Origin of the sequence: Bacillus sp. JJ722, assembly GCF_036963345.1 — a bacterium.
Taxonomy (GTDB): Bacteria; Bacillota; Bacilli; order Bacillales; family DSM-1321; genus Bacillus_AD.
Window position 1 is genome coordinate 1 of the sequence record NZ_JBALMO010000091.1, and the last position, 13,707, is coordinate 13,707.

12 protein-coding genes are annotated in these 13,707 nt (G+C 37.0%); 3 read left to right on the forward strand and 9 right to left on the reverse strand.

What is annotated here, in order from left to right; all coding sequences use genetic code 11:
* Nucleotides 1-94 precede the first annotated feature (94 nt).
* The 8 genes from V7014_RS27270 to V7014_RS12570 all read right to left on the reverse strand — a co-directional run bounded on the left by V7014_RS27270 (nucleotide 95) and on the right by V7014_RS12570 (nucleotide 7,718).
* Nucleotides 95-268 carry a hypothetical protein gene (locus tag V7014_RS27270; protein WP_438824911.1) on the reverse strand — a complete coding sequence of 58 codons (174 nt, stop codon included), beginning with the start codon at nucleotides 266-268 and terminating at the stop codon, nucleotides 95-97.
* Nucleotides 269-529: 261 nt separating this feature from the next.
* Nucleotides 530-2,158 (reverse strand): ABC transporter substrate-binding protein, encoded by a 1,629-nt coding sequence (locus tag V7014_RS12540; protein WP_335507590.1) that lies wholly within the window; start codon nucleotides 2,156-2,158, stop codon nucleotides 530-532.
* A gap of 29 nt (nucleotides 2,159-2,187) precedes the next feature.
* Nucleotides 2,188-3,108, reverse strand: a complete 921-nt coding sequence (opp4C, locus tag V7014_RS12545) for an oligopeptide ABC transporter permease (RefSeq protein WP_335507592.1) — start codon at nucleotides 3,106-3,108, stop codon at nucleotides 2,188-2,190.
* Nucleotides 3,109-3,135: 27 nt separating this feature from the next.
* Nucleotides 3,136-4,086, reverse strand: a complete 951-nt coding sequence (locus V7014_RS12550; protein WP_335507596.1) for an ABC transporter permease — start codon at nucleotides 4,084-4,086, stop codon at nucleotides 3,136-3,138.
* Nucleotides 4,087-4,105: 19 nt separating this feature from the next.
* Nucleotides 4,106-5,092, reverse strand: coding sequence for an ABC transporter ATP-binding protein (locus V7014_RS12555; RefSeq protein WP_335507598.1), 987 nt, complete (start codon nucleotides 5,090-5,092; stop codon nucleotides 4,106-4,108).
* 12 nt (nucleotides 5,093-5,104) lie between these two features.
* Nucleotides 5,105-6,121, reverse strand: coding sequence for an ABC transporter ATP-binding protein (locus V7014_RS12560; RefSeq protein ID WP_335507600.1), 1,017 nt, complete (start codon nucleotides 6,119-6,121; stop codon nucleotides 5,105-5,107).
* A gap of 33 nt (nucleotides 6,122-6,154) precedes the next feature.
* The gene (locus V7014_RS12565) at nucleotides 6,155-7,552 is read right to left on the reverse strand and encodes a M20 family metallopeptidase (RefSeq protein ID WP_335507602.1); all 1,398 of its coding nucleotides are present in this window, start codon (nucleotides 7,550-7,552) and stop codon (nucleotides 6,155-6,157) included.
* 22 nt (nucleotides 7,553-7,574) lie between these two features.
* Nucleotides 7,575-7,718 (reverse strand): hypothetical protein, encoded by a 144-nt coding sequence (locus tag V7014_RS12570; protein WP_335507604.1) that lies wholly within the window; start codon nucleotides 7,716-7,718, stop codon nucleotides 7,575-7,577.
* 245 nt (nucleotides 7,719-7,963) lie between these two features.
* Here V7014_RS12570 and V7014_RS12575 point away from each other — a divergent pair, with 245 nt between their 5' ends.
* Complete coding sequence (locus tag V7014_RS12575; RefSeq protein WP_335507606.1) at nucleotides 7,964-8,722, forward strand: response regulator transcription factor; 759 nt, start codon at nucleotides 7,964-7,966, stop codon at nucleotides 8,720-8,722.
* On the forward strand, nucleotides 8,722-10,512 hold the full coding sequence (locus V7014_RS12580; protein ID WP_335507608.1) for a sensor histidine kinase: 1,791 nt from the start codon (nucleotides 8,722-8,724) through the stop codon (nucleotides 10,510-10,512). The genes V7014_RS12575 and V7014_RS12580 overlap by 1 nt, the downstream gene beginning before the upstream one ends.
* A 67-nt stretch (nucleotides 10,513-10,579) precedes the next feature.
* On the opposite strand, the gene V7014_RS12585 is transcribed toward V7014_RS12580, so the two are convergent.
* The gene (locus V7014_RS12585) at nucleotides 10,580-10,894 is read right to left on the reverse strand and encodes a hypothetical protein (RefSeq protein WP_335507612.1); all 315 of its coding nucleotides are present in this window, start codon (nucleotides 10,892-10,894) and stop codon (nucleotides 10,580-10,582) included.
* 497 nt (nucleotides 10,895-11,391) lie between these two features.
* Here V7014_RS12585 and V7014_RS12590 point away from each other — a divergent pair, with 497 nt between their 5' ends.
* Nucleotides 11,392-13,494: a methyl-accepting chemotaxis protein gene (locus V7014_RS12590; protein ID WP_335507610.1), complete on the forward strand. Its 2,103-nt coding sequence runs from the start codon at nucleotides 11,392-11,394 to the stop codon at nucleotides 13,492-13,494.
* Nucleotides 13,495-13,707 lie beyond the last annotated feature (213 nt).

A 13,707-nucleotide genomic window follows, 5' to 3' on the forward strand; every position in this document is an offset into this window, starting at 1 on the left:
ATTTTCAGGAGCCAGAAACCTTTGTGTAGAAAGGGTTTCTGGCTTTTTGTTTGAAAAGGATTTTCTTGATTGTCTCTCCGTTTTGGTGTGATGCTCACATAAAGCTCACATCCGGCTCTTTTTTCTGCATCAAGGCATTGTGGAAGATATTCGCCACCTCATCGTGATCATTTGGAATTAGGTGAGCATAATAATTTAAAGTCGTCTTTGGTTTGGAATGACCTAAATGATTCGCAACTTTAACGATATCTACACTTTCTGAAATCAAGATGGAAGCGTGTGTATGAGGGATATCGTGAAAGCGGATTTTCGTGACTTTTCCTTTTTACATAATCGCTCCATTACACGTAACAAGTTACGAGGATCTTGAAAAGTGCCGAATTTGAAAGCTTGGTTTAACATTTGATGGATCTTTCGGATGGTATTCGTGCTATACCCTTCATCCAATTTGTCATTGTATAAAGCATCGATCATTTCTGTAGTGATTTTGGAAAGCTCTTTGTTAGCAAAAGGATTTTCTCGAAGCTTGTTATTCCTCTACATCCCATTCGTGTACATTAACTAAAGCTCCTATACCTGCTGGTTGGCCGACTTTAACTCGTTTTGAGACAGCTTGCATGCGGGTTTCATAAACTAACACAAGTGATGGCATTTCTTTCGAAAGCAGTTCTTGAATTTCGTTGTAAATTAACTTTCGATTTTCTGGATTCACTTCAGCTAATCCTCTACCAAGAAGTTGATCTAACTTGGAATTAGTATAGTTAAATATATTATTTGCTCCTTGAGAATGGTAAAGTGTTGATATGTCAGGGTCCAGGGAGAAGGGAAAGCTAAAAACAAAAAGATCGTATTCTCCGGTTTTCGTTTTCTGTAAAGCTGTTGCTAAATCATACTTCTCAATTTTCACTTTAATTCCTGCATCTGCTAAGTTTTGTACGATAAGGTCGGCCATTTTTTCTCTGATTCCATTACCAGATGGGACTACAAATCTAAGCACTTTTGAAGAATCCCATTCTGCTGCATCTAGTAATTTTTTAGCTTCATTTATATCATATTTCACTGTTTCAATATCTTCATTATAGTAAGGATTCGCTGAAGAATAAATTAAATCGTTAATTTCCCCTTTCCCTTTTAATAAGCTCTCAACAATCATTTTACGATTAATTGCATGAGCAATTGCTTGGCGCACGTTAACATCTTCAATCGTTTCATAATTAAAACCAAGTATTTGATAATCAATCGGATTTCCGAAAGTCGTTTTTACATTAGATAAATTCTCGACTCGTTCAAAGTCTTGATTTGAAATAGTACCAATCCCTGGGAAGTTCATATCGATTTCGCCATTTTGAAGTTGGGCAACAATATTAGCAGAAGGCATGATTTTAAAGAATAGTTTATCTAGTTTTGGCTTCCCTAGAAAGTATGTTTCATTTGCTTTCAATTCAATATATTGATTTGTAGCATACTTTCCAAATGTAAAGGGACCATTTGTCACTTTAGGTTCTTGTATAGCAGGATGTTGAGCAAATTCGGCAGGAGGTACTTCTTCAAAGATGTGCTTCGGAATAGTTTTGAAATGAGAAGCGACTTTATCGTAAAATAAATTTTTTTCCATAGGTGTCTTAGTTTTAAATTCGATTGTATGTTCGTTAATAAGTTTGATACCTGGTATTTCACCGTTCGGATCTTGGAGCTTTCCTTTCATATCAAATCCTTCAAGTAATGTCGCGCCTTGATAGACTGCGTTTGAATCTGGAGAACCAATTAGTTTAGCAGTGAACACCACATCTTCAGCTGTTACGGGTTTGCCATCAGTCCAGACAGCATTTTCTTGTAAAGTTACCGTGAAAGTTTGGTTATCTTCAGATTCAATAGATTTTGCGAGTTTTGGTACAAATTCAAAAGAACTATCCAGCTCAATGAAAGGTGAATAAAGAAGTGAGCTTACATACCATGCTGTATAGTCACCACGAACTATTGGGTTAAATGCTCCTGGAGGGTTGGTAATACCAATCGTGATAATTTTGTCACTACCTTTGCTAACATCGATTGTGCTGTTTTGTGTACCTGACTCATTACTAGTTGCTTTGGAACAACCAGCTATAATAAACAGAGCGAGAACGATTAACATTAGAAATGTTTTCGTGTGAACTTTCATATTTTACCTCCTTGTAAATTGGTTTATCACTACTTGATACTTCTTGGGTCAAGCGCATCTCTTAGTCCATCTCCAATGAAGTTAATAGATAGTACAGTTAAGACAATCATCATACCAGAAGGAATCCATAACCATGGCTGAGAAGTTAATACTGTTAGTGACTGTGCCTCAGTTAACATGTTTCCCCAACTTGCTGTTGGTGGCGGAACACCCAATCCTAGAAAGCTAAGAGATGCTTCTATTAATATCGCATTAGCGATTCCGAAAGTTGAGTAGACAAGAATTGGCGCAATTACATTAGGTAGAATGTGATTAAATAAGATGCGTGGTGTTGAAAAGCCAAGTGCGATGCTTGCTTTAACATAATCTATTTGTTTTATGGAAAGCACGCTTCCTCGTACAAGTCGTGCCACTCCAGTCCAGTTTAACAATCCAAGGATTAAAATTAAGTTGCTTAAGCTTGGACCAACAATACTTACAACAACAAGAATAAGCATGAGGTGTGGGAAAGACATAAAAATATCTACGATTCTCATAATAACTGTATCTACTAATCCTCCAACATAACCAGAAATCAACCCTAAAATAGTGCCAATTACAACACTGATAGCAACTGATCCAACACCAACTAGAAGTGAGATACGAGCCGCATATATTAGGCGACTGAGCACATCTCTACTTACTTGATCGGTTCCTAGCAAATGTTCTTTACTAGGACTGGCTGCAAAGTTTCCTGTAATGTTATATGGGTCATATGGAGCGAGAAGAGGAGCAAATAGTGCAATGAATGTGAGCAATATTAATCCGACTGCTCCAACTACTGCTAATCGGTGCTTCTTGAAGCGGCGAATAACCATTCTTGTGTAACTTTCTTCTTGTTGCTCAATTTTCTCTTGAATTAATAATCCCGCATTAATTTCTGAATTTAATTTTACATTAGAAGTACGCATCTAATACACCTCCCTTAACAACTAAACTTATTTATACTTGATTCGAGGATCAACAATGGAATACGTAATATCTGTCATTAGGTTTGCAAGAAGGACAATGATAGCTGCAACTAAATTAAGCCCCATAAGTGTTGTATAGTCTCGAGACATGATCGCGGAAATCGTCAGTTGGCCAATACCTGGCCAAGAAAATATTTGTTCTGTTACGACAGCGCCAGCAAAGAGCACCGGTATATCTAAGCCAATTATCGTTATGATTGGTATAAGGGCATTTCGAAGCGCGTGTTTGTTAATAACAACCGTTTCTTTTAACCCTTTTGCACGTGCAGTACGTAGATAGTCTTGTCCCAATGTTTCAATAACGCTTGACCTTACGAAACGAATTTTTTTACCCGCTATTCCTGTAACTAGTACTAATGCTGGTAGTACTAAGTGTAGTGTGGTATCCCAAAATCCTCCTTCTTCACCAATTGTCCCCATTCCGCCGGATGGCAAGATGCCTAATTGTAAGGAGAAAACATAAATTAAACCAAGGCTTAGGAAGAAATTGGGGATGGAGATGCCAAGAAATGCACCACCTGTTGCTAAGTAGTCAATGGTGGAATTTTGCTTTATCGCACTTAATATACCTAATGGAATGGCAATCAATAGGGCAACAATTAGTGCTGTAAGCATTAATAGGATGGTTGGACCGATTCTTTCCATAATAATACTTGAGACTGGCTGAAAGGTTATTAACGAATAACCAAGATTGCCTTGTAATAAGTTTAATAGCCAATTAAAATATTGGACGTATAGGGGGGCATTAAGACCAAGTGCGTCCTTTTGTGCTTCTAATACCTCAGGTGACAGATTTGGATCGACAATCATATCTATTGGGCTACCTGGAGCCATATTAATAATGAGAAAATTTAAGATGGTTACACCAATAAGAATAGGAATAGCTATGAGTATTCTGCGAATGATATACGTCAGCATGGGCATCCCCCTTTTAAATCTATAATTCTATCGCAAAGCAAGCAGCTTTATGAATTTCGCCTTTTAATTCGGGCTTTCCTTCTCGACATGCACTAGTGGCAATAGGGCAACGTGTATGGAAACGGCAGCCTTGTGGGGGATTAGCTGGACTTGGGACATCCCCGTGGATCAAGATTCTTTCATTATTGCGCATATGGGGATTGGGAATTGGGTATGAGCTTAGTAACGCCTTTGTATAGGGGTGCTTCGGATTAGTCATAATATCTTCTGTCTTCCCAATCTCCACAATTTCACCTAAGTACATTACAGCTATCCTGTCACTAATATATCTTACCGCACCTAGTCCATGTGCAATAAAAAGGTAGGTTAAGCCGAGTTGTTCCTGCAGATCCTTAAGTAAATTTAAAATTTGTGCTTGAATAGATACGTCCAATGCCGAAACAGGTTCATCACAGATGATTAATTTAGGGTTTAGAGAAAGGGCACGAGCGATACCGATACGTTGTCTCTGTCCTCCAGAAAATTCATGTGCATACCGATTTTTTGAATGTTTCGGAAGCCCAACCATTTCTAGTAGTTCATCAACGCGCTTGTTTATTTGGTTTGGTTTTACAATTTGATGGACATGTAATGGTTCAGCTAAAATATCTTTGACTCTTTTTCTAGGGTTAAGAGAGGAATATGGATCTTGGAAAATAATCTGAAAGTGTTGCCGCATTAACCTTAAGTTGCTATTTGAAGCTAGTGTAATATCTTGATTATTAAAAAGGATTTGTCCTTCATTTGCTTTTTCTAGCCTAATCAAAGAACGTCCAATTGTTGATTTTCCACATCCGGATTCACCAACAAGTCCAAGGGTTTCTCCGGGGTAGATGGAAAAGCTAACCCCGTCAACAGCTTTGACATAACCAACTGTTTTGGAAAAGAGCCCTTTTCTAATTGGATAATATGTTTTTAATTCTTTGACTTCGATAAGTGGCTCTGGTTCTTTTGGGATATGGACCAATCTAATTCCTCCTCACTTACTTAATGACAAATGAACTGAAATTTCTGATGGTTTTTCATCTTTCTCAAGCAACCAGCAGCGGGCGGAATGTTTTTTTGACAATGAAATTAATTCAGGCTGATCCACTAGACATTTTTCCATGACATATTGGCATCTTGTGTTAAAGCGGCATCCCTTTGGCATATGTTGAAGAGATGGAACTGATCCAGGTATGGATTCCAATCGATTATTTTGCTTGTCTTCCATATTAGGAATAGATTGAAGAAGCCCTTGTGTGTATGGATGCTTCGGATCGTCAAAAAGTGTGTAGACATCAGCTTCTTCAATAATTTGACCAGCATACATCACAACTACGCGGTCAGCCATTTCTGCAATCACACCCAAATCATGGGTAATTAACATAATGGAAGCGTCTGATACTTGAATTAACTGTTTCATTAAGATTAAAATTTGAGCTTGAATGGTTACATCTAGAGCTGTTGTTGGTTCATCTGCAATGAGCAAACTCGGTTCACAAACGAGGGCCATTGCAATCATGACACGTTGTCTCATACCTCCAGACAAGGAGTGAGGATAATCATCAATGATTGTATCAGCTCTTGGAATTCCAACTCTTTTGAGCATATCAATAGCCAGGTCCCTGGCCTCTTTTTTATTCAATTTTAGATGTGAACGGATTGTTTCAATCATCTGGTTTCCAATGGTGTAGACAGGATTTAAAGAAGTCATAGGTTCTTGGAAAATCATTGAGATTTCATTGCCACGAATTTTGCGCATGTCAACTTCAGAAAGTGCGGTTAATTCTTTCCCTTTATAAGTAATGTTACCTTGAAAGATTCTTCCTCCTTTACCAAGCAGTCTCATGATTGAAAGGGAAGTGACACTTTTTCCGCAGCCAGATTCACCAACCACACCAAGAATTTCCCCTTTCTTTATGTGAAAGCTTACGTTATCAAGCGCTGTAACATCACCTTCATCACTCTTAAACGAAACTTTGATATTATCAACATCCAATAGATTAGCAGTCACTTAAATAACCCTCTTTCATTCAAATCAAAGTGCTTATATTAAAGTTGCTGTTTTTTCTACCTTTGGAACACGTACATCATCAGGGATTGGACAAATATACGGCTTATCTTGCAATTCGTTAGCATGTGCTTCTTTTGCTAGGGCAACTATATTTGGTTGTCTAAAAAGCTCTATGGCAGTCAATCCCATTACTTTTCCGGCATGTAACATCCCTTTATGAGCAATTGACGTTTTTCCTTGGCTGACGACTTGCCATGTATGAAAAGATGTATCAAGTGCTACACAGGCAGTGGTACACTGGGCTGTTGGGACTTTCCAACTTACATCACCAATATCGGTAGATCCGTGCATAATTCCCATATCATATGTGTATGGTAGAAGAACATCAGCTAAATCTCTCTTACTTACTTTTTCTTCTTGTGAAAGGGTGTCACGAATTAATTTGGCGAATTTCTGTTCCTCTTCATTGAATTGCGGTACACCTAATTTACTAAAACTACTATACATTAAAAGCTCTAATGGCTGATTCGGTATTAAATCCGATGTTCCAGAGTCAATTGTATGTGTATACGTTGTTCCGGTCATGAGTGCAGCACCTTTGGCAATGTTGGTAACACGTTCAACCATATCATTGACAACTGCCATATTTGGTCCGCGCAACAAATACTGCACTTCAGCTTCATGTTGAACGACGTTTGCAGAATCACCGCCAGCGTTTAGAATGGCATAATGCAAGCGTGTATCCTGAATTAAATGCTCTCTTAAATAGTTGGCTCCAACATTCATTAATTCAACTGCATCAAGAGCACTTCTGCCATGATGTGGATTAGCTCCAGCATGAGCGCTTCTTCCCTTAAATTTATAATTAATGCGGTTATTTGCAATCAATCGGGCTGATAGAACAGAATTTCTTGTAGAAGGATGCCAAGATATGGCGGCATCAACATCCTCGAATAATCCGGCTTTTAACATATGAACTTTTCCAGCGCCACCTTCTTCTGCTGGACAACCATAGTAACGAATTGTTCCGGAGAGTTTTTCTTCTTCAAGTATTTCACGTACGGCAATAGCTGCGGCAACCCCCGCAGTACCAAGGAGATTATGCCCACAACCATGCCCGTTCCCTCCTTGTTCAATAGGGCGCTTTTCAGCTATTCCTGCCTCTTGGCTTAAATGAAATAATGCATCGTATTCACCAAGGATGGCAATCACTGGAGAACCTGTGCCGAAGGTTGCGGTAAAAGCTGTAGGAATTTCACCTGCTCCACATACTACATTAAAACCTTCTTCTTCTAACATTGTAGCGAGCAATTCAGCAGAACGATATTCTGTATAATTTGTTTCTGCAAACTCCCAGATTCGATCACTTACTTCGATAAAAGATTCTCTCTTAGACTCAATTTTTCCCACAATTTTCTCCACAATATTCATCAGCATTTCCTCCTTAAAAAGTTTACTTCACATAAATTTTTAACATGGGAGAAAGTATCGGTTTTGAACATAGAGAACTGTCTAATCTTACACCTGCCGGATGTCTCCATTTCGTATAGGTATCAAAATATGTCTGATTCTCTATATGATCCTTTACATCAGTCACGACTACTCCTCCAATGTGTTAATTTTTAGTAAAGTAATTATAAAAAATACTTTACAATGGTTTTTACTTATTGAATAGGCGTGTAATTTTTACAATTAGTTTCTTTTTTTCAGCTTGTGTGCGTTATTTTTAGAAAGAGTATCTTTGCTTTTGATTTAATGTTATAATTTTCTGATAATTAAACGTGACTTTATTAATTTACTAGCTTAATTTTGTCATTTTGGATTTCGGAAATGAGGTGAAGGATGTTGTTTCAATTACTTATCGCTGATGATGAATACGAAATTAGAATGGGTCTAAAAGAGTATTTTCCTTGGGAACAAATGGGCTTTGAAGTAAAGGGAATCGCTGAAGATGGGGAGGAGGCGCTCAATTTAATTTCCAAACAATCCTTTGATGTTTTACTTTGCGATATTCGTATGCCAAAGATGTCGGGACTAGAGCTTGCATCAGAGCTACATCGTATGAAATCTGATATCATTGTTATTCTTCTTAGTGGACATAAGGAGTTTGACTATGCACAACGTGCCATTGAATATGGGGTACGAAAATTTTTGCTGAAGCCGACAAAACATAAGGAATTGGCTGAAACGTTTATTCAAATTCGTGATGAATTATTGCATTCTAGACAAAAAATAAATGTAGAACAATTGATGCCGCAATACACCCTCTTTGATTTATCAAAAGTAGCTAATCGAACTATACAGGATATAATTCGATATGTTGAATACAACTATCAGATTGTTTCACTCGAATCTACAGCCAAATTAGTGATGATGAATCCGTCATATTTGAGTACTTTTTTTAAAGAAAAAACGGGAGTGAGTTTTTCGGACTATGTAACTCACATACGTATGAAAAATGCAATCCTCCTTTTGCAAAATTCACAACGTAAAACCTATCAAATAAGTGAGCTCGTCGGTTATAGTAATCCGAAGAACTTTACCCGGAAGTTTAGCAACTATTTCGGCAAATCACCACGTGAATATAGGAATTTATTATAATGAATAAAGAGCTTGATAGACTTTATCGAAGCTTCTTCTTAACGAATTTATTCAAGATTCTCGTTCCAATGATGATTCCTATACTTATACTTGGAATCACTTCTTATTACATCATCCAGCACTATATTGTAGCTGATTTGCAAAAGAAGAACACCACCGTCTTGCAGCAATCGAAAAAGAGTATTGAATTTCTGTTTCAGGAACAAGATACATTAAGCTTAACCATTGTGGCTAGCGCTTTGCAATTCACACAACTCCAAACAATCTTAAATACTGAATATCCATCGAAAACAGCTCTTAAAGAGCTTGCTTACTTAAAGAATTTTATCGATTCCCCTGCTATTGGTAAACCTTATATTGATTCTATTTACATTTACGTTGATAACAATTTTAATCGCTTTCTTTCATCTTCGCAAGGTGGAATGGCTGATGTTTCGACTTATCCAGATATTGATTGGATAACAGACATGAAAAGTCCAGAAAACATTGAAAATGTGGTCTGGACTAAAAAGCGTACGATTTTAAAGAAAGGACTAGGCGATAAATATTATGAGGAAAAGGTAATTTCTCTTTTTAGACGAGTTCCGCTTGTTAACAAAGAAGAAAGTTTGATTGTTTTAAATATTAAAGAATCATTCTTGGTGAATAGACTGAAACAACTGGCGACATTTGAAGATTCTCAAATTCTTTTTATAAATGAAGCGAACGAAGTCGTGGCAAGTAATCATTCTAATACAAGAGAAGCTCAAGCATTATTAACACAAGTAAATTTAGCCGACAGTCAAACAAATACATTGTCAACAAAAGATGGGGCAATTGTTGTCACCAATCTTTATGCAGACAATAATAATTGGAACTTTGTTTCTCTAATACCGGAAAGCTCTCTTTACCGATTGTCAAATCAATTGAAAAATTTAACAATAGCTATGCTTATTATGTCATGTTTTTTAGGAGTGGGATATGCTTACTATCATACGAGGAAAGTTTCTGGCCATTTAAGGGAAATCGCTAGTTTACTTGATGCTACACGTACACAAAAGCCATTAACAACGATGGATAGGAAGAAAAAAAATGATATTTATAGCTACATAACGGATGGCTTGTTGAAAACTTTTATAAAAAGAGATTACTTGCAAATGAAACTATCAAGTAAGGAATACAAAGCGCAGGCTGCTGAATTTAAAGCTCTACAATCTCAATTGAATCCACACTTTTTGTTCAATACACTCGAGACAATAAACTGGAGAGCTACAGCCTTAACTGGTGGACAAAGCTCTTTAAATGAAATGATAGGACATTTATCCGACATCTTGCGTTACTCACTTGATGAACAAGGGAACCTAGTATCTTTGAAGAAAGAGATGCTCTATACGCAAAGCTACATTAGTATTCAACAAATTCGTTATCGTGATTCGTTTGAAGTTGTCTGGCATATCGATGCACAAGCTTATCAACATTTAATACTCAAATTAATATTCCAACCTCTTATTGAAAATAGTATTAGTCATGGCTTCCGTGAAAGGCATTCAAACGGGAAGATAAAGATAAAAATAACCGTACAGTCTAATACAATGTGCATCTCGGTAACTGATAACGGTCATGGGATGAATAAACAGCAATTGCACACTTTACGGGAACGGTTAGCAATAGAAAATATATCTAGTGGTCATATTGGCTTAAAGAATACTTATAAGCGTATTAAGATTGTCTATGGAGAAAAGGGGAGATTACATATCAAAAGTAAAGAGGGCATGGGCACGATGATTGTAATAGAAATACCTATAGGTTAAATAACCCCTAGCAAAAAAGTCTCCCATCATCTGATTAGGAGACTTTTTCATACTATTCATTCACAATCTAAATTGTTTCGTCTTCAATAATAGCCTTCAAGGCCTTGGCTTCTGGTTTGTCGTACATGTGGTCAGCAATTCCATCTTCTAAGTGTTCTTGGATGGCTCTACGTAAAGGTTTTGTACCGAATTGAGGATGGTAGCCAAGTTCGGCAAGTTTTTCTTTTACTTCTATCGGTACTTTAAGGGTAATTCCTTCTACTTGAAGCATGTCATATAACTCAACAAGCATGATGTTGACAATTAGTACGAGATGTTCTTTTGTTAAGTTGTTGAATTCGGTAATGCTGTCAAAGCGATTCCGGAATTCAGGATTGATTATGAAAACAAGCTATTAGAAATGTAAAAACGAGTTGTTATCCTGATAGGCCTTCCCTAATCGTTTTTTCACTCTTCTTGTTGCTGTTTGTGAGTAACTAAATCCTCTAGAAGATGATCTGGGATATGAATTTGTCGTTTCGATTTGAACGTTTTCGGTGAAGAAAGTTGATAGCCTTTTCCTGGAATCTGAATCAGTGCTCGTTCTACACGAATGATTTTTTTCCTGAAATCAATATCACTCTATTTAAGACCGAGTATTTCTCCTCTACGCATTCCGCTATAGATGGCCAATAAGAAGGTAATGTAATGTCGTACTTCCTTACAGTGTTATATAAGAAAAAAGACAAGCAGGTTTGTTGATTGGCCTAGCATTCTAGCAATTACCGTAAATATTTAGAATTCCAATAAAATTAAAAAATATTATAGTGAGCTATTAATGATTATTTTTTGATACCGATTACATAAGAGAGATTAACACTGCAGGAGGAATGTAAACAGATGAGAAAAACAAAAAGCATTGCGTGGAAGTTGTCGGGACTAATCATTGGGCTATTTATATTATTGTTTTTAGTATATTCCATTGTGACGAATTTCATTTTATATAATAAAAGTGTGGCAGAGGCAGAGGCATATGCAAATGAGCACACAAAAGTTTATGCTGCTGAAATGAGTGATCGTTTCAAGCAGACGAATGAGACTTTAATGACAAGCAAACATATAATCGAAGCACTTAACAACAATGAAATGATGACAGCTCAAGGTCTGTTAAAGATTATTGAAAATAACCTAGCTAAAAATCAGCATATTATTGGTATGGCAGCTATTTTGGAAAGTGGCGTTCTACCAGAAGATAAATCAATTGATCCAATATTAATTGATGAGCAAAAACGTTTTATCCCTTACATGTATAAAGATGGAGAGAAGGTTCATACAGAAGCACTTAGCAATTATGAAACGGAAGGAGATGGAGATTGGTATTTAATTCCTAAAAATGAGAAGAGGACTATTTTAACAGAGCCGTACGACTATAAAATGGGAAATCAGACAATCTTGATGACGACAATATCAGTTCCGTTGTTTTCGAAAGATCAACAATTTATTGGTGTTTTGACAGCTGATTTCTCGGTAGAATTTTTAAACAAATTAGTGAAGGAAATAAAGCCAGATGGCGGCTATGCAAGCATTGTTACGGATCAAGGCTATCTAGTGGCAAACAGTATTAATGAGAAATTAATTGGCACGAATATGGAAGAAGCACTTGATTGGAAAAAAGTGAAGTCTGATTTAATGGATAGACAAGTATCTAACCTATATGTTGATTCTAAGCAGTTAAAGGAAAAGGCATTTAACGCATTCGCTCCTGTCTCGATTGAAGGAATCGAGGAAGTCTGGTCTGTTCAGGTGGTCATGCCGGAATCAACTATTCTTAAAACAGTTAAAACGGTTTTATACGTAACAATTGCGGCGGCGTTCATAATGATTTTAATCATGTCTTCTGCGACATCCTTGTTTATTCATAGACAATTAAAGCCTCTTACGTATTTAAGGAAGTCTATAGAAACAGCTTCTACAGGTGATTTAACAGAAAAGGTGGATGAAGCGCAAATTCGCAATGATGAAATTGGGACAGTAGCATTAGCGTTTAACGATATGCTTGATAAAACAAACGAGGCAATAAATACAGTCAAAGAATCATCTGTACAATTAAATCAATCATCAAATGAAGTGCATCATACATTTGAGGAGGTCTCTGCCTCAAGTGAAGAAGTAGCGGCAGCAGTAGACGAAATTGCCCAAGGAGCCTCCCAGCAATCAGAAGATGCAGAGCATACAAGTAAACAAATGGTTGATCTTGCAGAACAAATTGATTTATTAGCTAATCTATCGGAAGAAATGAATCAATTATCTCAAAAAACAGGGCAGTCAACTGTTCAAGGGATGGAACAGGTCAATTTACTTCGTGAACATAATGAAGCCACAAATGAAATGAATGAAAAAGTCCAGCAACAAATTCAAACACTTGCCCAAAAGATTGCTGATATTGATACCGTTATTACTTCTATCAATGGCATTACCGCACAGACGAACTTGCTAGCACTAAACGCAAGTATCGAAGCGGCCCGCGCAGGTGAACATGGAAAAGGGTTTGCTGTCGTGGCTGAAGAGGTAAGGAAGCTGGCAGAGGAATCGCGAAAAGAAACAGATGTCATACAACAAACCGTTCAAGAAATATTGAATGAATCGCAACAAACAGTCGATATGATCAACCAAAACATTGAGTTAATGGAAATGAATAATCAATCCGTTACAGGCACGGAATCTTCATTTAAACAAAATGCAGAAATAGCGAAACAGCTTGAAGAAGCCGTTAACAATATTTCAGCTAAATTAAATGACATGATTCATTACAAAGAACAGGCAATTGACGCAATCCAAAGTGTATCCGCTATTTCGGAGGAAACCGCAGCATCGGCTGAAGAAGTTAGTGCATCCGCCGCACAGCAGCAGGTTGAAATGGAACGAGCGGCTGCATTAACTCAGCATATGAACAGCATTGCTGGAGAATTGCAGGAAGTAGTTAAACGGTTTAAGTTAAATTAATTGAAATAGAGAGCCATATTTTTTTGCTTTCTAATTTTTACACGTTAAGAAAGTATAAATTGCCCACGCAGAAGATGGATCGACGCAGTTGCCAATTTTAGTAATTAAATGTGACGGTTACATTACTTTTAAGTTTTTGTGACATGCTCACTTGTGTTTTTGAACGACACTTTTGGAAATGGTCGCTAAATCATTCATATATTTATAGTTCTC

Coding starts and splice junctions, on each gene's coding strand:
- V7014_RS12540 (WP_335507590.1), bottom strand. CDS start 2,158: ATGAAAGTTCACACGAAAACATTTCTAATGTTAATCGTTCTCGCTCTG.
- opp4C (WP_335507592.1), bottom strand. CDS start 3,108: ATGCGTACTTCTAATGTAAAATTAAATTCAGAAATTAATGCGGGATTA.
- V7014_RS12550 (WP_335507596.1), bottom strand. CDS start 4,086: ATGCTGACGTATATCATTCGCAGAATACTCATAGCTATTCCTATTCTT.
- V7014_RS12565 (WP_335507602.1), bottom strand. CDS start 7,552: ATGAATATTGTGGAGAAAATTGTGGGAAAAATTGAGTCTAAGAGAGAA.
- V7014_RS12575 (WP_335507606.1), top strand. CDS start 7,964: ATGTTGTTTCAATTACTTATCGCTGATGATGAATACGAAATTAGAATG.
- V7014_RS12580 (WP_335507608.1), top strand. CDS start 8,722: ATGAATAAAGAGCTTGATAGACTTTATCGAAGCTTCTTCTTAACGAAT.
- V7014_RS12590 (WP_335507610.1), top strand. CDS start 11,392: ATGAGAAAAACAAAAAGCATTGCGTGGAAGTTGTCGGGACTAATCATT.